Origin of the sequence: Mesorhizobium sp. B4-1-4 (assembly GCF_006439395.2) — a bacterium.
Lineage (GTDB): Bacteria > Pseudomonadota > Alphaproteobacteria > Rhizobiales > Rhizobiaceae > Mesorhizobium.
Genome location: NZ_CP083950.1, coordinates 4,652,272 through 4,676,900 on the forward strand (window position 1 = coordinate 4,652,272; position 24,629 = coordinate 4,676,900).

Genomic DNA, 24,629 nt, shown 5'->3' on the forward strand with positions numbered 1-24,629 from the left:
TTATACTTCTGTTTACCAAAACTCCCCATCGGTACCGGCTACCGAGCTCATCCTCTCAGGTGAGATATAACTCATTATATGTAGCTCGTTTACCAAGCGTAAAAAAGCTTATCGAAGGCATATTCAAATATATAGAATAGATTGACGGACCGTTGCAAAACCGACGCATCGCCTGTCTCTTTCCGGGAAATGCCGGAGGGGTTTTAGCTATGGCGACCAGTATTGAATTGGACAACGTTTCGGGTTCGTGGGACGAGCATCACGTCTCCGGCGATCATCATGATCTGACAGCGCAGGTGCAGATTGCTCAAGCCGCCCCGGCGGACCAGGCAGCGGCGCCGGCTCAAACCGCACCGGCCGCGGCCGAACCTGTCCCGGTCGATGTCGGTGGCGGCGCGCCCGTGAATGCTCCACCGGCGGCAAATATCCCGCATGAATACGTTGCCGACGCGAGCAACATCGTCAAACTCCCAGCCAATGTTTCGATCGACAACATCAAGGTCGATGGTCACAACCTCTTGCTTGAACAGGCGGACGGCTCCGTCATCGTCATCAAGGACGGCGCCTTGAATGTGCCGACCTTCGTCATCGGTGACGTCGAGGTGCCGCGCGTCGCCCTGATCGCGGCGCTCGAGGCAAGCCACATCGATGTCGCCTTCGGCGCGGACGGGTCGATCTCGGCTGGCGGAAATGGCTCGCAAAGCAGCGCTGGTGGAAATTTCGAACAGCCTGCCGGCGGCATTGGTGACGGATTTGGACTATCGGCGCTGTTGCCGCCGACCGACCTGCAGTTCGGGCAACCGGATAACCGCGAGCTCTTCACGGGCCTTGTCAGGCCAAATTCCATACCGTCGATCGGGCTCATCGGGGAGGCGACCGTCTCCGAAGCTGGCCTGCCTGCACACAATGGCGAACCCGCCGGTTCGGCCTTTGGTTCCAACTCGGAGATGACCTCCGGGACTATCGGCTTCACGTCGCCCGACGGCGTATCGCAGGTCACGCTCAGCGGCCATGCCCTGACTACGGTGCCGCAGACCTTCACCGACGCCACGGGTTCGCTGACGGCGAGCTATGCCTTCGATGCCGCAACCGGTATCGGCACGATCAACTACTCCTATACACTTGCCAACAACACCTCTGGCGACAACACGAGCGTCACTTTCGTGGTTGGCGTGACGGACGCCGACGGCGATGCGGCGCCTCCCGGCAACCTGACCATCACCATCGTCGACGACGCGCCGGTCGCGCATGCCGACACCGACAGCGTCGCGGCCGGCCAGTTCACGGCCGAGGCCGGCAACGTCATCACCGGCACCGGCACGACCTCCGGCGCGGCGGGTGCCGACACCCAGGGCGCCGACGGCGCCAGCGTCAGCCACATCCAGAGCGACAATGTCGGCGGCGCCGGACTCGACATCAACGGCAGCACCATCATCAACGGCCAGTACGGCACGCTGACCATCGATGCCAGCGGACAGTACAGCTACACCCGCAACGCCGGCTCGGCCGGCGGCGTCAACGACGTCTTCACCTACACGCTCAAGGACGGCGACACCGACACATCGACGGCGACGCTGACGATCCATATCGAAGACTCCACGCCGACCTACACCCTGCCGGCGGCCGGCGACGGCGTGACCACGGTCTATGAGGCGGGCCTGCCCGCGCGCAACTCGACCGAGCCCGCGGGCTCGCATATCGGCGCCACCGACACCACGGCCTCGGGCGTGATCGCGGTGACATCGGTCGACGGTGTCGCCTCGGTATCGCTCAACAACACGGCGGTCACCGGAACAAGCGCGGCCACGGCCACCACCGTGCTCGCCAACTCCACCGGAACGCTGACGGCCTGGTACGATGCCGCCACCAGCCAGATCCACTACACCTACACGCTGCTCGACAACACCGGCGACACCAACAACACCACCATCAGCGTCCCGGTCAGCGTCACCGACAAGGACGGCGACACGCCCCTCAGCGGCAGCAACCTGACCATCACCATCGTCGACGACGCGCCGGTCGCGCATGCCGACACCGACAGCGTCGCGGCCGGCCAGTTCACGGCCGAGGCCGGCAACGTCATCACCGGCACCGGCACGACCTCCGGCGCGGCGGGTGCCGACACCCAGGGCGCCGACGGCGCCAGCGTCAGCCACATCCAGAGCGACAATGTCGGCGGCGCCGGACTCGACATCAACGGCAGCACCATCATCAACGGCCAGTACGGCACGCTGACCATCGATGCCAGCGGACAGTACAGCTACACCCGCAACGCCGGCTCGGCCGGCGGCGTCAACGACGTCTTCTTCACCTACACGCTCAAGGACGGCGACACCGACACATCGACGGCGACGCTGACGATCCATATCGAAGACTCCACGCCGACCTACACCCTGCCGGCGCCGGCCGGCGACGGCGTGACCACGGTCTATGAGGCGGGCCTGCCCGCGCGCAACTCGACCGAGCCCGCGGGCTCGCATATCGGCGCCACCGACACCACGGCCTCGGGCGTGATCGCGGTGACATCGGTCGACGGTGTCGCCTCGGTATCGCTCAACAACACGGCGGTCACCGGAACAAGCGCGGCCACGGCCACCACCGTGCTCGCCAACTCCACCGGAACGCTGACGGCCTGGTACGATGCCGCCACCAGCCAGATCCACTACACCTACACGCTGCTCGACAACACCGGGCGACACCAACAACACCACCATCAGCGTCCCGGTCAGCGTCACCGACAAGGACGGCGACACGCCCCTCAGCGGCAGCAACCTGACCATCACCATCGTCGACGACGCGCCGGTCGCGCATGCCGACACCGACAGCGTCGCGGCCGGCCAGTTCACGGCCGAGGCCGGCAACGTCATCACCGGCACCGGCACGACCTCCGGCGCGCGGCGGGTGCCGACACCCAGGGCGCCGACGGCGCCAGCGTCAGCCACATCCAGAGCGACAATGTCGGCGGCGCCGGACTCGACATCAACGGCAGCACCATCATCAACGGCCAGTACGGCACGCTGACCATCGATGCCAGCGGACAGTACAGCTACACCCGCAACGCCGGCTCGGCCGGCGGCGTCAACGACGTCTTCACCTACACGCTCAAGGACGGCGACACCGACACATCGACGGCGACGCTGACGATCCATATCGAAGACTCCACGCCGACCTACACCCTGCCGGCGGCCGGCGACGGCGTGACCACGGTCTATGAGGCGGGCCTGCCCGCGCGCAACTCGACCGAGCCCGCGGGCTCGCATATCGGCGCCACCGACACCACGGCCTCGGGCGTGATCGCGGTGACATCGGTCGACGGTGTCGCCTCGGTATCGCTCAACAACACGGCGGTCACCGGAACAAGCGCGGCCACGGCCACCACCGTGCTCGCCAACTCCACCGGAACGCTGACGGCCTGGTACGATGCCGCCACCAGCCAGATCCACTACACCTACACGCTGCTCGACAACACCGGCGACACCAACAACACCACCATCAGCGTCCCGGTCAGCGTCACCGACAAGGACGGCGACACGCCCCTCAGCGGCAGCAACCTGACCATCACCATCGTCGACGACGCGCCGGTCGCGCATGCCGACACCGACAGCGTCGCGGCCGGCCAGTTCACGGCCGAGGCCGGCAACGTCATCACCGGCACCGGCACGACCTCCGGCGCGGCGGGTGCCGACACCCAGGGCGCCGACGGCGCCAGCGTCAGCCACATCCAGAGCGACAATGTCGGCGGCGCCGGACTCGACATCAACGGCAGCACCATCATCAACGGCCAGTACGGCACGCTGACCATCGATGCCAGCGGACAGTACAGCTACACCCGCAACGCCGGCTCGGCCGGCGGCGTCAACGACGTCTTCACCTACACGCTCAAGGACGGCGACACCGACACATCGACGGCGACGCTGACGATCCATATCGAAGACTCCACGCCGACCTACACCCTGCCGGCGGCCGGCGACGGCGTGACCACGGTCTATGAGGCGGGCCTGCCCGCGCGCAACTCGACCGAGCCCGCGGGCTCGCATATCGGCGCCACCGACACCACGGCCTCGGGCGTGATCGCGGTGACATCGGTCGACGGTGTCGCCTCGGTATCGCTCAACAACACGGCGGTCACCGGAACAAGCGCGGCCACGGCCACCACCGTGCTCGCCAACTCCACCGGAACGCTGACGGCCTGGTACGATGCCGCCACCAGCCAGATCCACTACACCTACACGCTGCTCGACAACACCGGCGACACCAACAACACCACCATCAGCGTCCCGGTCAGCGTCACCGACAAGGACGGCGACACGCCCCTCAGCGGCAGCAACCTGACCATCACCATCGTCGACGACGCGCCGGTCGCGCATGCCGACACCGACAGCGTCGCGGCCGGCCAGTTCACGGCCGAGGCCGGCAACGTCATCACCGGCACCGGCACGACCTCCGGCGCGGCGGGTGCCGACACCCAGGGCGCCGACGGCGCCAGCGTCAGCCACATCCAGAGCGACAATGTCGGCGGCGCCGGACTCGACATCAACGGCAGCACCATCATCAACGGCCAGTACGGCACGCTGACCATCGATGCCAGCGGACAGTACAGCTACACCCGCAACGCCGGCTCGGCCGGCGGCGTCAACGACGTCTTCACCTACACGCTCAAGGACGGCGACACCGACACATCGACGGCGACGCTGACGATCCATATCGAAGACTCCACGCCGACCTACACCCTGCCGGCGGCCGGCGACGGCGTGACCACGGTCTATGAGGCGGGCCTGCCCGCGCGCAACTCGACCGAGCCCGCGGGCTCGCATATCGGCGCCACCGACACCACGGCCTCGGGCGTGATCGCGGTGACATCGGTCGACGGTGTCGCCTCGGTATCGCTCAACAACACGGCGGTCACCGGAACAAGCGCGGCCACGGCCACCACCGTGCTCGCCAACTCCACCGGAACGCTGACGGCCTGGTACGATGCCGCCACCAGCCAGATCCACTACACCTACACGCTGCTCGACAACACCGGCGACACCAACAACACCACCATCAGCGTCCCGGTCAGCGTCACCGACAAGGACGGCGACACGCCCCTCAGCGGCAGCAACCTGACCATCACCATCGTCGACGACGCGCCGGTCGCGCATGCCGACACCGACAGCGTCGCGGCCGGCCAGTTCACGGCCGAGGCCGGCAACGTCATCACCGGCACCGGCACGACCTCCGGCGCGGCGGGTGCCGACACCCAGGGCGCCGACGGCGCCAGCGTCAGCCACATCCAGAGCGACAATGTCGGCGGCGCCGGACTCGACATCAACGGCAGCACCATCATCAACGGCCAGTACGGCACGCTGACCATCGATGCCAGCGGACAGTACAGCTACACCCGCAACGCCGGCTCGGCCGGCGGCGTCAACGACGTCTTCACCTACACGCTCAAGGACGGCGACACCGACACATCGACGGCGACGCTGACGATCCATATCGAAGACTCCACGCCGACCTACACCCTGCCGGCGGCCGGCGACGGCGTGACCACGGTCTATGAGGCGGGCCTGCCCGCGCGCAACTCGACCGAGCCCGCGGGCTCGCATATCGGCGCCACCGACACCACGGCCTCGGGCGTGATCGCGGTGACATCGGTCGACGGTGTCGCCTCGGTATCGCTCAACAACACGGCGGTCACCGGAACAAGCGCGGCCACGGCCACCACCGTGCTCGCCAACTCCACCGGAACGCTGACGGCCTGGTACGATGCCGCCACCAGCCAGATCCACTACACCTACACGCTGCTCGACAACACCGGCGACACACCAACAACACCACCATCAGCGTCCCGGTCAGCGTCACCGACAAGGACGGCGACACGCCCCTCAGCGGCAGCAACCTGACCATCACCATCGTCGACGACGCGCCGGTCGCGCATGCCGACACCGACAGCGTCGCGGCCGGCCAGTTCACGGCCGAGGCCGGCAACGTCATCACCGGCACCGGCACGACCTCCGGCGCGGCGGGTGCCGACACCCAGGGCGCCGACGGCGCCAGCGTCAGCCACATCCAGAGCGACAATGTCGGCGGCGCCGGACTCGACATCAACGGCAGCACCATCATCAACGGCCAGTACGGCACGCTGACCATCGATGCCAGCGGACAGTACAGCTACACCCGCAACGCCGGCTCGGCCGGCGGCGTCAACGACGTCTTCACCTACACGCTCAAGGACGGCGACACCGACACATCGACGGCGACGCTGACGATCCATATCGAAGACTCCACGCCGACCTACACCCTGCCGGCGGCCGGCGACGGCGTGACCACGGTCTATGAGGCGGGCCTGCCCGCGCGCAACTCGACCGAGCCCGCGGGCTCGCATATCGGCGCCACCGACACCACGGCCTCGGGCGTGATCGCGGTGACATCGGTCGACGGTGTCGCCTCGGTATCGCTCAACAACACGGCGGTCACCGGAACAAGCGCGGCCACGGCCACCACCGTGCTCGCCAACTCCACCGGAACGCTGACGGCCTGGTACGATGCCGCCACCAGCCAGATCCACTACACCTACACGCTGCTCGACAACACCGGCGACACCAACAACACCACCATCAGCGTCCCGGTCAGCGTCACCGACAAGGACGGCGACACGCCCCTCAGCGGCAGCAACCTGACCATCACCATCGTCGACGACGCGCCGGTCGCGCATGCCGACACCGACAGCGTCGCGGCCGGCCAGTTCACGGCCGAGGCCGGCAACGTCATCACCGGCACCGGCACGACCTCCGGCGCGGCGGGTGCCGACACCCAGGGCGCCGACGGCGCCAGCGTCAGCCACATCCAGAGCGACAATGTCGGCGGCGCCGGACTCGACATCAACGGCAGCACCATCATCAACGGCCAGTACGGCACGCTGACCATCGATGCCAGCGGACAGTACAGCTACACCCGCAACGCCGGCTCGGCCGGCGGCGTCAACGACGTCTTCACCTACACGCTCAAGGACGGCGACACCGACACATCGACGGCGACGCTGACGATCCATATCGAAGACTCCACGCCGACCTACACCCTGCCGGCGGCCGGCGACGGCGTGACCACGGTCTATGAGGCGGGCCTGCCCGCGCGCAACTCGACCGAGCCCGCGGGCTCGCATATCGGCGCCACCGACACCACGGCCTCGGGCGTGATCGCGGTGACATCGGTCGACGGTGTCGCCTCGGTATCGCTCAACAACACGGCGGTCACCGGAACAAGCGCGGCCACGGCCACCACCGTGCTCGCCAACTCCACCGGAACGCTGACGGCCTGGTACGATGCCGCCACCAGCCAGATCCACTACACCTACACGCTGCTCGACAACACCGGCGACACCAACAACACCACCATCAGCGTCCCGGTCAGCGTCACCGACAAGGACGGCGACACGCCCCTCAGCGGCAGCAACCTGACCATCACCATCGTCGACGACGCGCCGGTCGCGCATGCCGACACCGACAGCGTCGCGGCCGGCCAGTTCACGGCCGAGGCCGGCAACGTCATCACCGGCACCGGCACGACCTCCGGCGCGGCGGGTGCCGACACCCAGGGCGCCGACGGCGCCAGCGTCAGCCACATCCAGAGCGACAATGTCGGCGGCGCCGGACTCGACATCAACGGCAGCACCATCATCAACGGCCAGTACGGCACGCTGACCATCGATGCCAGCGGACAGTACAGCTACACCCGCAACGCCGGCTCGGCCGGCGGCGTCAACGACGTCTTCACCTACACGCTCAAGGACGGCGACACCGACACATCGACGGCGACGCTGACGATCCATATCGAAGACTCCACGCCGACCTACACCCTGCCGGCGGCCGGCGACGGCGTGACCACGGTCTATGAGGCGGGCCTGCCCGCGCGCAACTCGACCGAGCCCGCGGGCTCGCATATCGGCGCCACCGACACCACGGCCTCGGGCGTGATCGCGGTGACATCGGTCGACGGTGTCGCCTCGGTATCGCTCAACAACACGGCGGTCACCGGAACAAGCGCGGCCACGGCCACCACCGTGCTCGCCAACTCCACCGGAACGCTGACGGCCTGGTACGATGCCGCCACCAGCCAGATCCACTACACCTACACGCTGCTCGACAACACCGGCGACACCAACAACACCACCATCAGCGTCCCGGTCAGCGTCACCGACAAGGACGGCGACACGCCCCTCAGCGGCAGCAACCTGACCATCACCATCGTCGACGACGCGCCCACGGCCAACGCCGATACCGGCAATGTGACGGAAGGGGCGACGCTGACGGTCAATGCGGCCAATGGCGTGCTGTCGAACGACGCTGCGGGCGCGGACGGCTATGCGGCCGGCGGCGGCGTGGTGGGCGTACGGCTTGCGGGCGTCGACACGACGACCGCGGTGACAACGGGCGTCAACTCGACCATAGTGGGGACCTACGGCACACTGACGCTGCAAGCGGACGGATCCTACAAATATGTCGGCACGCCGAATCTGGTGCCGCCGGCCGGTGCGACCGACACGTTCGTCTACACGATCAAGGACGGCGACGGCGATCTGTCGACGACGACGCTGAAGATCAACCTGACGGATTCGGGAATCACCGCCAGCGCCAATGAGGCGACGGTGAATGAAGGGGGGCTTTCAAACGGCAGCCATGCCGGGGATAACAGCAATATCTTCACCACCGGCCAGATCACGGCTTCCAGCAGCGCTGCGGGCGGCCTGGTCTATGAGCTGACCAGTCCGGCGGCCGGCAGCCACGGCACACTGACGCTGAACGCGAACGGCAGCTACAGCTACACGCTGACCTCGCCGGTGACAGAGTCTCCCGCCAACAACGGCACCGACACGGTGAATCACGCCGACAGTTTCGGCTATAAGGTGACCGACGCCAACGGCAACACGGTGACCGGCACCATCTATGTCGACGTGATCGACGACGTTCCCAGCGTCATCGCTCCCGATCTGGCGGTGATGTTGAACACGGCCGGCAAGACCTTCACCGGCAAGCTGGATTTCGACGGCAATGTGGACAACAATTACGGTGCCGATGGCGGCGACACGCGCTTCGCGGCGTCGCTGAACGGCACCGACAGCGGGTTTACATCCGGCGGTCGCCACATCCTCTATTCGGTGTCGGCGGATGGCCACACGCTCACCGGCTTCCTGGATTCGAACGGCGACGGCATCTACACCGCCGGTACCGATTCGGCGGTGATGACCGTCGGCCTGGATCTCGACCACAGCTTCGCCGCGGCCAGCGACACCTATACGGTCAATCTCATCGGCACGATCGACGGCGGCGCGCAGAGCATCTCCTACAACTCAAACAACGGGTACACCTTCAAGGGGGGCAATGCGGCCTGGTATGGCTTCATCGACGGGTCGTCGGCGCATCATGATCTTCTGGCGACGCCCCTGAAGATCAACAGTGGCACGGTCACGAACAGCGGAAGCGTGAACGGCACATCCAGCACGATCGGCATAAGCAACGCGTACTTCGATAGCGGAGAAGGCGTCCGGCTGGATTATGTGACATCACTGGGACAAACACCCGCCAACGGTTCCAATTATCCCGCTGGCGCAAACGAAACCTATACCGGCCATTATGATGTCAATGGCGCCTTCGTCACCTTCGCTGTCGGCAACGGCAAGTCGACATCGGTTGACCTCTCCGCCTTTGTAGACAAAGGGTTGGATACCGTCGCCGGCAGCGGATCCGTGACAGCCAATGAGGGCACACTGGACTCCATCAATGGTGTCGCCATCAAATATAACGGTGGAGACACGGTCTTCAGCCTTGCCGGCCATGCGGTCAACACGATCTACAATGTCGTGGTTGGTGGCCATACGTTCACAGTGGACTTCGTGCAAGCCAATGTCGGCGACCCCGTGCACGCCGTCGTCGGTGGTGTAGTCAATAACACGACGCTTGGCGTCTATGGCGTCACCGACTACAACGCGCTCCAGATCAATTTTGTGGACACCAACTACACCTCGGCCGCCACTCACCAAGCGAGCGATCCGTTCCAGATCACTGACTTTGGCGCGACGTCGATCACTCCCGGCCTTCCGGTCGACCTGCATCTGCCGGTCAGTGTGGTGGATGGCGATGGCGATGTCGCCAACGGCTCCATCGGCGTGTATCTGATGCCGTCGTCGCCGACGACGGCTGACCATTCAGCCGACGCCGCGGGCGCCTCACATACTTACGGGGTGACGTCCACGCAGCCTGACGTGATCGGCTCGAACTACGACGACACGATCACCGGAGATGCGGGGAACAACATCCTCTACGGTGGCGCTGGCAACGATACCCTGATTGGCGGCGCAGGCAATGACATCCTGATTGGCGGCCTGGGGCTCAATCACATGACCGGTGGCGCTGGCAACGATACTTTCGTAATCGATCCATCCAAACTTACAGCTATCCACGTGGTTGATGTCATCGCCGACTATACACCCGGCCAAGATGTTATCGACCTTTCAGACCTGCTTAAATCTCTTGGCGGCAACGCACCGACTACGGATTCACAGGCAGGAGCTTCGGTCGACGTTACTTTCTCGGGTGGCGCTGCTCACGTGATGGTTGATGACAACGGCACTGCCGCCGGCGGCAACATGGTCGAAGTGGCATCGCTGACGGGAGTTAGCACCGGCTCTGCGATTACCATCCTTTATGATCACAACATGCCGACTCATACCGAGACTGTGGTGGCTTGATGTTGATCGACGCACCGGTGGTGCAAATTTGGTGACCAGTAACGTAGCGCGCGGTTGCGCTCCCATGTTATGCATTAGCGAACCATTGAATTAGGGAATAGAGGGGAGCTCATCATGAAGACTGTTGCAAAGCTGCTGGTTTCGGCGGCGGCCCTGTTGTTGACGGCCGGATCGGCGGGCTACGCCGCCGACATCATCGGCGGCTCGACGACCGATTATTGCCGTGTCGCCGGCAACTCGGACCTGGTGCGGACCGACAACATCGTCGATCTGAAGAGCCAGGTGGTGAAGCTGATGGACGAGTCGGTCGTCGTCGCCAACAGCCCGGAATGGATCAATTCATCCAGGCCGGTTTTCGTCTGGGCGTCGGAAGCCAAGGTCGCCTGCGGCATGGCTTACGGCTACCTGAAGACGAATTATCGCGACGAGGATACACTCGACAAATGCGAGTGTTTTCACGAGCGCATGGTCGAGTACATGAACTGACCAGGCAGGCGGGAACGTCGGGCCGATGATTGGCGATCCCATGTCGCTCGCTGCGATCACGGGAGCGACCGCATTGGTCGGCCTCTTGCCGTGGGTCACGCCGGCCGGTTCGAGGGAGCAGGCCCGCGAGCGAGCTTCCAGTTCCATCCGCCATTGCCAGCCTGCGCCAGGTCAAGGGCTGGAGGTGACCAAGCAGAAGAACGCAGTCCTTCCGCAGCCGAGGACCTCGGCGAGAACGGCGCAAATCCGCCGTAACATATTTTGAGGATGAGACCGGGAAGGGCAAGGTCACACAATCTGGCGGCGTATCGGGTGGGAGCAAGCATGGGATTTGGCCGACAGGTACACCGTCTGCGAACGTTGGCGGCGGCCTCCCTGCTGGCGGGATCGTTGCTGGGTTGTCAGTCGAAAGGCAGCGTGTCCGACGCACTCGATCCGGCCGCCATCCAGGCCGGCAATCAACCGACTGTTGTCGCTGCCGCCAACGCAAGCCAGGCGACGCAGTCTCTCGGCACTGGCCCCACGAAGGTTGCCATGCTGCTGCCCCTCTCCGCGCCGGGAACGGCGGGGGAAAGTGGCAGGAAGATGCTCGACGCCGCAAAACTCGCGATGACCGATCTTGGCAATCCGCTGCTTACGGTGACCGTCGAGGACACGCGAGGCGACGTGGGTTATTCCCAGCAATTGGCGATCAAGGCCATAACGTCGGGGGCGAAAATTGTCATCGGCCCGACCGAACTGCCCGCGGCACAGCATGTCGCTCAACTGTCGGGGTCGAACCGGCCGCCGGTTCTGGCTCTTGCCGACAATTTCGCCGGCGGTCCGGGCGTCTACGCCGTGTGCCTCACTGAAGCAGACAGCGCCGCGGCGGGTGCCGGCGCCATCGCGGCCAAGGGCGGCAAGAAATTCGTCCTGCTTGTCCCGGCAGGGTCGAATGCCGGCATAGTCGAGAAGCGGGTTGCCAACAGCCTCAGCGTATACGGAGCCACACTTGCGGTCACCATACCCTATTCGGCCGCCGACAACGGCGCCAAGGCGGTCGCCGATATGGGTTCGCTTGTGGAGATGCCCGATGCCGTCGTCGTTGCCAGCGGTGACGGCAGCCCGTCGCCGATCCTCATCGCTCTGAAAGCAAAAGGCATTCCGGGAAAGTCGACCTCCGTGGTCGGCACAAATCGCTGGCTGGATCGCCCGATCGATCCGCTTTTCGAAGGCGCTTATATCGCAACGCTCGATCCACGCGAGACGGGTCCCATCGCGGATCGTTTCAAGACGACCTTCAAATACGAGCCCGACGTCAATGTCGCTTATGCTTATGATACAGTCGCCCTGACAGCCGGGATCGCAAGCGCACTTGGACCTGCCAGTTTCAGCAGAAAAGTCTTCGAGAATCCGAGCGGGTTTCGCGGGTCGACCGGTTTGTTCCGGTTTCGCGCCGACGGATCCAGCGAACGGTCGATGCCTTTCTATCGAATTGAAAAAGGGGCGCTCAAACTGGTTGCCAAATCGACGTCCGGTTTCTGACTGGGCGTAGACCCGATGGGCAAAGCACAACGGGTCCGCATCATGATCGCGATCGGAAGCCTTGAGCTCTTGATCGGAATTTTGTTGATTGTCCGGGCAGCGCACCTGTTCCGGGTCGATCCGCCAATTGTCGCCTCGGCCCCCGAAGCCGGGCACAAGGACCGTCGGCGCCCGGTTCGCTTCCTTTCCAGTTCGGCACGCATGATCGCTCAGGACCTCATCGCACCGCCGCAGATCGACGCGACGCGCATCGAGCGAGCGGAGCCACGTTCGCCGCTCGGCGAACTCGGCCTCGCGTCCCCTCCGAAAACACCGATGCCGCAGGATTGGCGGGAGATGCTGCTGTACGGCCCGCAGGCCACGTCGTCAGCCGGCTTCGAATCCATGGGCCGAAAAGTGACGATCAGCGGCGTGCAGGGCGTCGAGATAGACAGGACTTGCCTGTTTGACGATATCTCCTGGCCTTGCGGGCAAAGGGCACGCGCTGCTTTCAACCGCTGGCTTCGCGGACGGGCGTTGAAATGTTTCGTGCCACCGGAAATTGACCGTTTCCCGATCGCCGCGCCGTGCCGGCTGGGACAGCAGGATGTCGGCGCCTGGCTCGTATCCAACGGCTGGGCCCTGGCTTTGCCTGATAGCATCTATGGCAAGGCCGAGGCGACAGCCAGAGCCGCGGAAATGGGAATCTTCGGCCCACCTGTGTAGGCGCTTCGGCCAACGATACCATCAAACGCTGAACCGCTCTAAGGGCGGCTGCGCAAGATTATCAACCTCGATCCGTCAAATTGTATTGTTCCTGGAGACTAAAATCGTAACTTGCCGGCCATATGCTTGCCGACCAAACAGGAGATTGGCCGTGACGAAAGCATCGACGGGGACCAACGCATGGCAGGATGTCATGCGTTTAGCCCTCTTGGGAACCATCGCCAGCCTGTGCGTTTCCTTTGGCTTGAATTATCTGCTTCTGTTCATCGATGCCTTGACCCCGTTCGGCCGTGGCGTGATCACCGCAGCGGTCCTGCCTCTGGTGATTTGCCTGCCACTGTTTGTGTTCATAGGTCTGAAGTTGGCCGATATCCGCCACTATCGACGGGAACTCAACAAGGCGGCAAGCTATGACGGGTTGACCGGCTGCCTGAACGGGACCGTTTTCGCATCACTCGTCGAACGCAGAGCGGTAAAACCCTCGGCGCCGGGCTCGCGATCGGGCGCCTTCCTGGTGATTCACCCCGAGCATCTGCGCGCCATCAACCTGCGCTTCGGCCTTGGCTGGGGCGATGAAGCCCTGCGCCTCATAGCCTCGGCCATCCGATCCTCCGTTCGCTCGGAGGATGTGATTGGCCGCATCGGCGCTTCGATGTTCGGAGTGTTTCTGCCCGGAGCAAGCGAAGCCGACGCCAGAAAGATTGGCGAGCGTATTCGTGCCGGCGTCTCGCAAGTCTATTTCGCGCCCCAAGGAGGCGAAGAAGTCCTGGCCGTGAAACTCGGAGGTGTGGTGTTTGAGCAGGAACTGGAGTTCGAGGACATGTTCCGGTCTGCGGCAGAGCGCTTGTCGGCGCCTCGACCGGACGGCGGTTTCGACTTGTCGCATCTTCACGCCTAGCCGCAGCTGACCAGCCGCGAAGCCGGCCGGTCTCTTCACCGCCGGTACTTGCGCAATTGCTAAAATAATGAAAAACCTTCAAACCGGGATGTGGCGTTCCAGTTAGGGAGACGTTTCGAGACTGGTGACAGTTAGAACGTTCTGGCAAAAATGTATTTTCCGCAGTTTCTGATAGGTATGTTCGGCACGCTGGGCTTCGTGGCTGTCTGGATCTTTGCGGCAACGGGTTCCTTATGGCATACGCTTGGCTGGACCGCGGTCGCCGCGATAGTTTTGCAGATTGGGTATTTCGTCGCCCTGATGGTGCTGGTCATTGGGCGCGCATCCCGGAAAATGGACTCCGAGGATTTTGCCGACAGTGATGCCGACTTGCCTGCGCCCTTTGAACATGACGGCGTCGCCTAAAAGCAAAGAGATAGGGCGGTTCTGCATTTCCGCGAAATGGTGGAACGCTCTAACAGGCAGGGCAAAAGCCGGCCAAACCTGTCGGTCCCCTCTCCTTGTCGAAGGCAGGATGGCGGTCGACATTGATCGTGTGCAGCGCGACGCCGCCGGCAAGCGCCAGCGAATGCACGCCATTGGCGCTGTGAAGCAGATCGCCCCAACCGGCACTTGGCCGCCGGACCCCACGGACAGCGCCGGATCGCCTCCTCAGGCCGATCCGCCCGCGTGGTGCGCGGCGATCGCGGCGAGAAAAACCTGGCCGAACTCCTTGAGCTTCGCCCCGCCCACGCCATTCACCCCGGCGAAGGCGTCGAGATCGCGCGGGCGGCGTTCGGCCATGTCAATCAGCGTGCGATCGGAGAACACGACATAGGCCGGCACCTGACGCTCCTTGGCGAGACGCAGCCGCAGCGATTTGAGCGTGGCGAGCAGCGATGCATCCACGCCTTCGGCGTTCGCGGCGCCTTCGGCCGCCCGCATCTTGCGCAAGGCGCGGCCGCGCATCTCGACGCGGTAGTGGAACGGCACCTCGCCCCGGCCAAGCGCATGGCCTTTGTCGGCAATGGCAAGGCCGCCATGGCCGCTCGGGTCCGGCTCCAGGAAGCCTCCGGCGACAAGCTGCCGGATCAACGATATCCAGAAATCCTTCTTGTGCGCCACGCCGCTGCCGAAGCTGGCCAGCCGCTCGTGGCCCCTGGCCAAGACTTTCTCGGTCTCGTGGCCGAGCAGGATGTCGATGACGTGGGTGGCGCCGAAGCGCTCGCCACTCTGCGCCACCGCCGCCAGAATGATACGTGCGTCGGCGGCGCCATCGACGCGGGGCACCTGGTCGAGGCAGTTGTCGCAATTGCCACAAGGCGAGGCGTCCTCGCCGAAATAGCCAAGCAGCACCTGACGGCGGCATTGCGCCGTCTCGCAATAGCCGATCAGCGTGTCCAGCCGGCGATGCGCCCGCCGCTTGTGCTCGGTGGACGCGTCCTCGTCGTCGATGAACAGCCGGCGCATGCGGATATCGCCAAGGCCGTAAAGCATATGCGCCTCGGCCTTGCGCCCATCGCGGCCGGCGCGGCCGATCTCCTGATAATAGGCCTCCAGGCTGCCCGGCATATCGGTATGGAAGACATAGGCGACATCGGGCTTGTCGATACCCATGCCGAAGGCGATGGTCGCCACCATGACGACGCCGGAGAGCGTCATGAAGGCGTTTTGATTGGCTTCACGCGCCTCCTTGCTCATCCCGGCATGATAGGGGAGCGCGGTGACGCCGTTCTTCTCGAGGAAGGCCGCCATCTCCTCGGTCTTCTTGCGTGACAGGCAGTAGACGATGCCGCTCTTGCCGGCGTGGCGCTCGATGAAACGCAGCAATTGCCGCTTGCTGTCCTGCTTGGATTCGATCGCCAGCTTGATGTTTGGCCGGTCGAAACCCAGCACCAGGGTTTCGACCCGCTCGGCGAACAGCCGGGATTCGATGTCGGTGCGCGTGCTCTCGTCCGCCGTTGCCGTCACCGCGATGATCGGCACGTTGGGGAAGATGCCGCGCAGCCGCGACAGGTCCTCATACTCAGGCCGGAACGCCGGCCCCCATTGCGAGATGCAATGCGCCTCGTCGATGGCGATCAGGCTGACGTCGAGCCTCGATAGCGCCTCGAGCATGCGCTCGGTCATCAGCCGTTCCGGCGCCAGATAAAGCAGCCGCGTCTGGCCGGAAGCGATACGGCGCCAGGCCGCGACATTGGCCTCGCGGTCGAGCGAGGAGTTGATCGTCTCGGCCGCCACGCCGGCAAGGCGCAAGGCGGCGACCTGATCCTGCATCAGCGCGACCAGCGGCGAGACGACGATGGTAAGCCCGCCCAGGACCAACGCCGGAACCTGGTAGCAGAGCGACTTGCCGGCGCCCGTCGGCATCACGGCCAGCACGTGTCGTCCGCTGAGCAGCGCATCCATGACGTCGGCCTGGCCGGGGCGGAAGTCATCGAAGCCGAACACGTCCTTCAGGACGCGCCGCTTGGCATCCGGCTTGTCCGCCGATCCGTGCATGGAGAGATGGTTCCTCTTTGGCCGAACCATGGTCCTAAAGCGAAGCGCGCGGGAATGCCACCGCGAACTCATTCGTAAAGTCCGAGCTAGCAACTCATCTAAGGCCGCGTCGGTCTGCAGATTCCCGCATAGGATGTATAGGTTGGCTCCCACACTTTAAGAATCGGACCCGAAACGGGAGCACCTGAAGGGCTGGCTGCGCGGCACTGGCTTGGCGCCTTTCCTTGCGGGAGCCGCGGGCCGACTGGATTCCTGCAGGGACCGGGATGTAAGCTCAGCCCCTACGACAGGGGGAGGACGCGATGCTGCAGGTCAGACAGGACACGCTCGGCGACCGGTTCAAACGGCAGCGTGCGGCCTTCCAGGCACAGCCCTTTCCGGACCTTGGCGTACGAAAGGACCGCCTGAAACGCCTGCTGGCGCTCACCGAAAAGCATGAGGCGGAAATCTGCGCGGCGATCGACGCCGACTTCGGCGGCCGCTCGGCGCATGAGACCCGCCTTGCCGAACTGTTCGTCGTGCGCGCCGGCATCCGCCACGCGCTTTCCCATCTTCGCGGCTGGATGCGGGAGCGTCGTGTCGCCACCACCTTGCCGTTCCTGCCCGGCCGAAATCGCCTGCTGCCGCAGCCGCTTGGCGTCGTCGGCATCGTCTCGCCCTGGAACTACCCCTTCCAGCTCGCCGTCGCGCCGGTCACAGCAGCCCTTGCCGCCGGCAACCGCGTGCTGGTCAAGCCTTCCGAACTGACGCCTGCTTTCTCGGAGTTGCTCGCCAGACTGGCCAGCAAGCATTTTGCCCCGGATGAGTTGAGTGTGATCACCGGCGATGCCGAAACGGGCAAGGCCTTCGTGTCGATGCCCTTCGATCACCTCCTGTTCACCGGCTCGACCGCCGTCGGCCGCCAGGTCGCGGTCGCCGCTGCCGCCAATCTGACCCCGGTCACGCTCGAACTCGGCGGCAAGTCGCCGGCGATCTTCGATCCCTCATGCGACCTCGATGCGGCTACATCCAGTGTTGCTTATGGCAAGCTGCTCAATGCCGGACAGACCTGCATCGCGCCGGACTATCTGCTGGTGCCCAGGGGACAGGCAGGCACGGTCGCCGTGAAGCTCGCCACGGCGGTGGCGCGGCTCTACCCCACCCTGCGCGACAATCCCGACTACACCGCCATCATCAGCGCCCGGCATTACAGCGCCTGCGCGCCATGATCGCGGAAGCCCGCGACGCCGGCGCCGATGTCGTCGAAATCAATCCGGCCGGCGAAGAGCTCGGCACTACGAACCGAAAGCTGCCGCCGACCTTGGTCAGGAATGCCGGTCCGGACCTGCGGCTGATGCGCGAAGAGATTTTCGGCCCGGTGCTGCCGATCGTCGAATATGCCACGGTCGACGATGCGATCGACCATGTGAACCGGGCCGACCGGCCGCTGGCGCTCTACTGGTTCGGCCACGACAGCCGCAACCGCCAACGCATCCTGCATGAGACCCTCGCCGGCGGCGTCACGATCAACGACTGCATGCTGCATCTGGTGCAGGAGAACCAGCCTTTCGGCGGTGTCGGCGCCAGCGGCATGGGCGCCTATCACGGCGAATGGGGGTTCCGCATCTTCAGCAAGGAGAAGCCGGTTTTCCTGCAGTCCAGACTGAGTGCGGGAGGACTTCTACGCCCGCCCTACGGCAAGACGTTCGAGCGCCTTTTCAGCCTGCTCACGCATATCACCTGAGCAACGCCGGGCGTTTTAGTGCCGGAATGACCAGCGCACCGGCGATGATAGCGGTTGATACCGCCCCCTATTATTGCGTTTGGCACATATTCCCTCTGGATTCGGCCGGAATTTGCTGTCTTTTTGCACGATCTTTTCCGACTTATTCCCGATCTCATAGCTAACGGATCCGCCTGGCCATGGATTTGCCCGCGCCGCTGCTTATCTTCTACGTCCGCAACGACGCCCTCGGCGACGGGTTGCTGAGGATACCGGCGTTGCGGGCGGCAAGAACGGCCTTCCCGCGAAGCCATATCGTCTATGGCAGCCAGGGCAAGTCCTCGCTCACGGGCATGTTGCACAAGCATGCCGCTCCCCTCGTCGATGACTTCAGGACGATTGTGCCGCTTTCCGCCATTCTGGCTGAGTTCGCACGGCCCGGCGGACGAACGACGGTCGTCGACTTCCGGGCGGGCGTGCCCGGGCTGATGGTGACAGGATTGCAGCTTGTCGGCCGCGGCGTCCGCTACGAGCCCAATTTTGCCGGTCATCTCCTGTCGCTGCGTTGGGGAACAAGATGGACCTTGCGGCCCGAACACAATGGCTGGCGCTACCACCGGCTGATCGAGCGCCTCGCCGGCCGGCACTTGCCATTCAACCATCCGCTCGATGTCCCACAGCCGGCCCGGGCTCTGGCGCGCCGGCTTCGCGGAACCGGCGACCGGCCGCTGATCCTGCTTGGCGGCAATGCCAGGGGCAACAAGTTCATGAGCGAGGCCCAGGTCGCCGCCATGGCCGGCAATCTCATCGATGCCGGCTATCAGGTCCTGTATCTGGTGACCCCCGGCGACGGACCGACGCCGCAGGCCCTTCTCGCCAGGGAGAGCCGTCTTTCGGTGATCGGTCCGGAACTCGGGCTCGGAGTCGAGCCGTTCGGCGACCTCCTGCTGGCGCGTGGCGAGATGGCTGCCGCCTATGTGGGCATGGAAGGCGGGCTGGGGCACCTGTTCGCCACCGTCATGACGCCGACGGTGATCGTCAACAATGGCGCCAATCTCGAGCGGTGGCGGCCGCTGTCGAACCGGGTCGAAGTGGTGACGGCGCCGAGGCGCGGCAGAACAGCCAATGTCGCCGACACGCCGGTCGAGGCCATTCTCGAGGCCACGCGTCGCTTGCTCGCCGCCGGTCGCCGTGACCACGCGGATTTAGTCTATTAAGTTAAGCTTATATTCACCATGATCTGGCAGGTTTCCAATCCTGCGGTGATGTTTTGAGTACCGCGGCGCCACAAGCGCCCAGGCAACGCCCGCGCCTCTTCGGAGGCGCGGGTTTTGATTTGCGCTGGGCAAGCAGAAGACGCCCGTCAGACCAAAAAATCAGCCCGGCGCGGCGTGAAACTGTCGACCAGCCGCCCCGCTTCCAGCGCCTTGACGCCATGCACCAGACCGGACGGCACGATGAAGCTTCCGCCGGCCCCAAGGATCTCGGTCCGGCCGTCGATGGTCACCTCGAAGCGGCCCTCGGCGACGTAACTTGCCTGCACATGCGGGTGCGAGTGCAGCGCGCCGATGCCACCCTTGTCGAAGCCGAATTCGACCATCATCAATTCGTCCGTGTGCAGCAGAACGCGCCGCCTGTTGCCGTCCGGCGTCGGCGTCCAGGCACCCTCGCCGGCCCGCGCGAACATCTTCGGTTTCGTCATCGTCACCTCCTCACCGCGCCAGCCAGCCGCCATCCACCGGCATCACCGCGCCATGCATGTAGTTCGATGCCTGAGCCAGCAAGAAAACAGCGGCATCGCCAATGTCTCCCGGCTCGCCCCATCGGCCCGCCGGAATGCGCGCCAGGATGGCAGCGCTTCTGTCAGGGTCGGCACGCAGCGCCTGCGTATTGTTGGTTTCGATATAGCCCGGCGCGATGCCGTTGACGTTGATGCCTTTCGCCGCCCATTCGCAGGCAAGCAGCCGGGTGATGCCAAGCACGCCATGCTTGGAGGCGGTGTAGGACGCGACGCGGATGCCGCCCTGAAAGCTCAGCACCGAGGCGATGTTGACGATCTTGCCCTTGCGCCCATCGGCCAGGACGCGCCTGGCGAAGGCCTGGCAGAGCAGGAAGACCGTCTTCAGGTTGACGTCGAGCACGCCGTTCCAATCGGCCTCGCTTAGATCGACGGCATCGGCGCGCCGGATGATGCCGGCATTGTTGACCAGCCCGTCGAGCGGTCCGCTTTCTTCCCAGACCCGGTCCAGCATCGGTCCGGCCGCCGCCGTGTCGGCCAGGTCGGCGGTAACAGCTTCGAACTGCCCGCCCACCTCGGCGATCCTTGCCGCCGTCTCGTCCATCGATGAGCGGCCGACGCCGACGACCGCGCCGCCCGCACGCGCGATCGACACCGCTATGCCTTGGCCGATTCCGGTATTGGCGCCGGTAACGAGGATGCGTTTGCCGGCCAGACTGAAAGCGGAGAGGTCGCTCACCGCAGTTCTTCCATCGCCACCGGATCGACATCGGTGTAGTCGACATTGTCGCCGGCCATTGCCCAGATGAAGGCGTAGTTCGACGTACCGGCACCCGAATGGATCGACCAGCCGGGGGAGAGCACAGCCTCCTCGTTGCGCATCACGATATGGCGCGTCTCGTCGGGTTCGCCCATGAAATGGAAGACCCGCGCCGTGTCCGCCAGATCGAAATAGAGATAGGCCTCCATGCGCCGGTCATGCACATGGCATGGCATGGTGTTCCAGACAGAGCCGGGTGCGAGCTGCGTCATGCCGACGACGAGCTGGCAGGTTTTCGCGCCATCGGCGTGGATGAACTGGAAGATCGAGCGCTCGTTGCAGGCGTCCTTGCTGCCGAGATCGACGCGCCTGGCGTCGCCGATGCGGATCAGCCGATTGGGATGAGCTTGATGCGCCGGCGCGCTCAACAGGTAGAACTTAGCCGGCTCATCGGAATTCGCCGACGCGAACAATACGTCGCTGGTGCCCATGCCGAGATAGAGCATGTCGCGCGCCAGGACCGTGAACAGCTGGCCACCGGCTTCGATCGTGCCGGCACCGCCGATGTTGACGGCGATCAGCTCGCGGCGATCGAGAAAGCCCTTTGTTCCTGTTGGCTTGATCGCTTCCAGCCGAAGCGGGCTGCCGGCCGGCACGGCGCCGCCGACGATCATCCGGTCGTAGTGGGTGTAGGTCAGACTGATCCGGTCGAGCTGAAACAGGTCTTCGATATGGAAGTTATGGCGCAGTTCGTCGGTGCCCATGGCCGCCGCGGCGGCGGGGTCGATGGCGAAACGCGATGTGTAGTCGGTACGGCTCTGGCTCATCTCTGTCCTGACTTCCAATAATCACTCGCCGGCGGCCGCCTTGACCGAACTGGCATAGAAGACCTGCCTGGCGTGGAGGCGTTCGCGGTAGCGCTGCTGGCTGGCGGTGAGGTGCGCGCGCATCGCCTCGCGCGCGGCTTCTGCATCGCCGGACGTGATCGCGTTGAGGATCACCAGATGCTCCCCCTGCAGCCCGCGTTGGTAGCTGTCGGATTGCACCAGTTCCGTCGACCAGGGCGAGGTCACGTCGCACGGTATGGCGCGCCGGCCGAGCACGTCGAGCATTTCGACATAGAACGGATTGTTGGTGGCGCTGGCGATGGCGCGGTGGAAGGCGAGATCGGCCGGCCCGGTCGGCTCGCTGTTGAGCAGCAGCCGTTCGAACTCGAAGAAGGCTTCCTGGATCGCCGCTTCCTGCGCGGCATTGCGGCGGATGGCGGCAAGCCCCGCCGATTCGATCTCGATCGCCAGGCGTACCTCCAACACGCTGAGCGCGATGGAATCCTTGGTGCCCATGTCGGCGGCCAGCGCGCCGAACATCGTCGAGATGTGCTCGATGACGAAGACGCCCGCCCCCTGGCGAGGCTCGACTAGGCCGTCGGCGGCAAGCTTGGCCAAGGCCTCGCGGATGACGGTGCGGCTGACGCCGAAGGTTTCGGTCAGCTGGCCTTCGGTCGGCAGTTTGTGGCCGGGCAGGATCTCGCCCGCCTGCAACTGCTTGCGGATCGCCGCCACGACGGTCTCCGAGAGTTTGGGTTTTCTCTCGACCCGGAGGTCGGCAACTGTTTCGGACACGTGGTGAACCTCCTAAAGCAATTCCAGGAAAAGTGCGTAGCCGTCTTCCGTCCGGAATTGCGTAAAAACAAAAAGTTGGAGCGGGCCAGCGATTCTATCCGTCGCTGGCCCGCTCTAGTGGAACAGGCTCGGCAGCCACAATGAGATTTCCGGTATGTAGGTGACAAGCATCAACACGGCGAAGGCCGCGCCATAGAACGGCCAGATCGAGCGCATCGCCGTCCAGATCGGAATGCGGCCGATGGCACAGCTGACGAAGAGCACGGCGCCCACCGGCGGCGTGCACAGGCCGATGCCGAGATTGAGGATCAGGATGACGCCAAAATGCACGGGATCGACGCCATAGGCCATGACCACGGGCAGGAAGATCGGCGTGGTGATGATGATCAGCGGCGACATGTCCATGAATGTGCCGAGGATGAGCAGGACGATGTTGATCAACAGCAGGATGACCAGCTTGTTGTCGGATACCGACTGCAGAAAGGCGACCAGCGCGGCGGGAACCCTGAGATAGGCGAGCAGCCAGCCAAAGGCGGCGGCGCAGCCGATGATCATCAGCACCATCGCCGTCGTGCGCACCGCCGCCGTGGTCGCGGCGACGAAGTCGACCCAGCTCATCGAACGGTAGATGACAAGCGTCACCAGGAAAGCATAGACGATGGCGATGCACGAGCTTTCCGTCGCCGTGAAGATGCCCGACCTGACGCCGCCGAAGATGATGCCGATCAGCACGAGGCCGGGAATGGCGGCGACAAGCAGTTGCATCGCGCGACCGAAGCCGGCGAAGGGCTCGGTGGGATAGCCGCGCCGGCTGGCGACCCAATAGGCCGTGATCATCAGCGACAGCGCCAGCAGCAGGCCCGGTATGACGCCCGCCGTGAATAGGTCGGCGATCGAGATGCGGCCGCCGGCCGAGATCGAATAGATGATCATGTTGTGCGACGGCGGGATAAGCAAGGCGATGATGGCGCCGACCGACGTGATGTTGACGGCATAGTCTATCCCGTAGCCGCGCGCCTTCATCTGCGGGATCATCAGCCCGCCGACCGCCGAGGCGTCCGCCACCGCCGATCCGGAAATGCCGCCGAACATGGTCGAGGCGGCGATGTTGACCTGGCCCAGGCCGCCGCGCAGATGGCCGACAAGCGATCCGGCCAGCGCCACCAGGCGCGCCGCGATGCCGCCGCGCACCATCAGGTCGCCGGCGAAGATGAAGAAGGGAATGGCCATCAGCGAGAACACGCTGACCCCGGAATTGAGCCGCTGGAACACCACCACCGGCGGCAGGCCCAGCGTCAGGATCGTCGCGAAGCTGGCAACGCCGAGGCAGAAAGCGATCGGCGTGCCGATGACGAGCAGAAACACGAAGGTTCCGAACAGGACAGTCAGCGCCATGATTCAGGGCTCCTCGCCGGTCGCATAAATGTCGGCGTCGACCGGCAGTCCGGCAAAACGCCCGGCCAGGCGCTCCAGCGAAAACAAGCAGACCAGCGCACCGCCCAGAATGACCGGCAGGAAGCTGACCCCGCCCGGCAGGGCGAGCGAGGGCATCACCGTTTTCCAGGTCAGCTTTGCCAGTTGTATGCCGTAGATGATCATGCCGGCGCCGAAGGCCAGCACGACAAGGTCGGAAATACTGCGCAGCACCGCCTTCGCCGAGGCGGGCAACACATAGAGCAGCACATCGAAACCAAGATGCGTGCGTTCGCGCACACCGACGGCGGCGCCAAGGAAGATGAACCATCCCATCAAAAGCACCGAGAAGGATTCGGTCCAGCTTGGCGACCGGTTGAGCACGTAGCGCGAGAACACCTGCCAGAAGATGACAATCGTCATCAGCGTCAATCCCGCTCCGCTGATCCATAGGGCCAGCCGGGCAAGCCCGGAAAGAAGGCGCTCCGCCCGCAGCCAGAACCCTGTCTGGCCCGACCGGCCGGAAGGCAGCGCGGGGGTCTCCGCGCTGCCTGGCGTGCTGCCCGTCATC

Annotated in this window: 15 protein-coding genes and 2 pseudogenes; 10 read left to right on the forward strand and 7 right to left on the reverse strand. The window is 64.5% G+C overall.

The window, feature by feature from the left end; translation table 11 throughout:
* The first annotated feature begins 209 nt into the window (after window positions 1–209).
* The 8 genes and pseudogenes from FJW03_RS22430 (at window position 210) to FJW03_RS22465 (ending at window position 14,747) form a co-directional block, all read left to right on the forward strand.
* Window positions 210–5,888 (forward strand): beta strand repeat-containing protein, encoded by a 5,679-nt coding sequence (locus tag FJW03_RS22430; protein WP_226890435.1) that lies wholly within the window; start codon window positions 210–212, stop codon window positions 5,886–5,888.
* Between the two features lie 245 nt (window positions 5,889–6,133).
* Window positions 6,134–6,208, forward strand: a pseudogene (locus tag FJW03_RS30425) (hypothetical protein); the annotation flags it as partial.
* A gap of 99 nt (window positions 6,209–6,307) precedes the next feature.
* On the forward strand, window positions 6,308–10,729 hold the full coding sequence (locus FJW03_RS22440) for a beta strand repeat-containing protein (RefSeq protein ID WP_226890436.1): 4,422 nt from the start codon (window positions 6,308–6,310) through the stop codon (window positions 10,727–10,729).
* A 114-nt stretch (window positions 10,730–10,843) separates the two neighbouring features.
* On the forward strand, window positions 10,844–11,215 hold the full coding sequence (locus tag FJW03_RS22445) for a hypothetical protein (RefSeq protein WP_140612269.1): 372 nt from the start codon (window positions 10,844–10,846) through the stop codon (window positions 11,213–11,215).
* A gap of 324 nt (window positions 11,216–11,539) precedes the next feature.
* On the forward strand, window positions 11,540–12,739 hold the full coding sequence (locus FJW03_RS22450; RefSeq protein ID WP_140766926.1) for an ABC transporter substrate-binding protein: 1,200 nt from the start codon (window positions 11,540–11,542) through the stop codon (window positions 12,737–12,739).
* Between the two features lie 15 nt (window positions 12,740–12,754).
* Window positions 12,755–13,444, forward strand: coding sequence for a thermonuclease family protein (locus FJW03_RS22455; RefSeq protein WP_140766925.1), 690 nt, complete (start codon window positions 12,755–12,757; stop codon window positions 13,442–13,444).
* Window positions 13,445–13,595: 151 nt separating this feature from the next.
* Window positions 13,596–14,342 carry a GGDEF domain-containing protein gene (locus tag FJW03_RS22460; protein ID WP_226890437.1) on the forward strand — a complete coding sequence of 249 codons (747 nt, stop codon included), beginning with the start codon at window positions 13,596–13,598 and terminating at the stop codon, window positions 14,340–14,342.
* Between the two features lie 150 nt (window positions 14,343–14,492).
* Window positions 14,493–14,747 (forward strand): exopolysaccharide production repressor protein, encoded by a 255-nt coding sequence (locus FJW03_RS22465; protein WP_140766924.1) that lies wholly within the window; start codon window positions 14,493–14,495, stop codon window positions 14,745–14,747.
* A 246-nt stretch (window positions 14,748–14,993) separates the two neighbouring features.
* On the opposite strand, the gene recQ is transcribed toward FJW03_RS22465, so the two are convergent.
* Window positions 14,994–16,823, reverse strand: a complete 1,830-nt coding sequence (gene recQ / locus FJW03_RS22470) for a DNA helicase RecQ (protein ID WP_140766923.1) — start codon at window positions 16,821–16,823, stop codon at window positions 14,994–14,996.
* Window positions 16,824–17,125: 302 nt separating this feature from the next.
* On the opposite strand from recQ, the pseudogene FJW03_RS22475 reads away from it, so the two are divergent.
* Together FJW03_RS22475 and FJW03_RS22480 are read left to right on the forward strand one after the other, a co-directional pair.
* Window positions 17,126–18,546 (forward strand): annotated as a pseudogene (locus FJW03_RS22475) (coniferyl aldehyde dehydrogenase).
* 179 nt (window positions 18,547–18,725) lie between these two features.
* Window positions 18,726–19,742, forward strand: coding sequence for a glycosyltransferase family 9 protein (locus FJW03_RS22480; protein WP_140766922.1), 1,017 nt, complete (start codon window positions 18,726–18,728; stop codon window positions 19,740–19,742).
* A gap of 146 nt (window positions 19,743–19,888) precedes the next feature.
* On the opposite strand, the gene FJW03_RS22485 is transcribed toward FJW03_RS22480, so the two are convergent.
* The 6 genes from FJW03_RS22485 to FJW03_RS22510 form a co-directional block, all read right to left on the reverse strand.
* Complete coding sequence (locus tag FJW03_RS22485; protein WP_140766921.1) at window positions 19,889–20,227, reverse strand: cupin domain-containing protein; 339 nt, start codon at window positions 20,225–20,227, stop codon at window positions 19,889–19,891.
* Between the two features lie 10 nt (window positions 20,228–20,237).
* A complete protein-coding gene (gene kduD / locus FJW03_RS22490) occupies window positions 20,238–21,002 on the reverse strand; it encodes a 2-dehydro-3-deoxy-D-gluconate 5-dehydrogenase KduD (RefSeq protein WP_140766920.1) in 765 nt (254 codons plus the stop codon).
* The gene (kduI, locus tag FJW03_RS22495) at window positions 20,999–21,850 is read right to left on the reverse strand and encodes a 5-dehydro-4-deoxy-D-glucuronate isomerase (RefSeq protein ID WP_140766919.1); all 852 of its coding nucleotides are present in this window, start codon (window positions 21,848–21,850) and stop codon (window positions 20,999–21,001) included. The genes kduD and kduI overlap by 4 nt, the downstream gene beginning before the upstream one ends.
* Before the next feature lie 21 nt (window positions 21,851–21,871).
* A complete protein-coding gene (locus FJW03_RS22500; RefSeq protein WP_140766918.1) occupies window positions 21,872–22,645 on the reverse strand; it encodes a FadR/GntR family transcriptional regulator in 774 nt (257 codons plus the stop codon).
* A gap of 114 nt (window positions 22,646–22,759) precedes the next feature.
* On the reverse strand, window positions 22,760–24,040 hold the full coding sequence (locus FJW03_RS22505) for a TRAP transporter large permease (RefSeq protein ID WP_140766917.1): 1,281 nt from the start codon (window positions 24,038–24,040) through the stop codon (window positions 22,760–22,762).
* Between the two features lie 3 nt (window positions 24,041–24,043).
* The gene (locus FJW03_RS22510) at window positions 24,044–24,628 is read right to left on the reverse strand and encodes a TRAP transporter small permease (RefSeq protein WP_181173351.1); all 585 of its coding nucleotides are present in this window, start codon (window positions 24,626–24,628) and stop codon (window positions 24,044–24,046) included.
* Between the last annotated feature and the right edge of the window lies 1 nt (window position 24,629).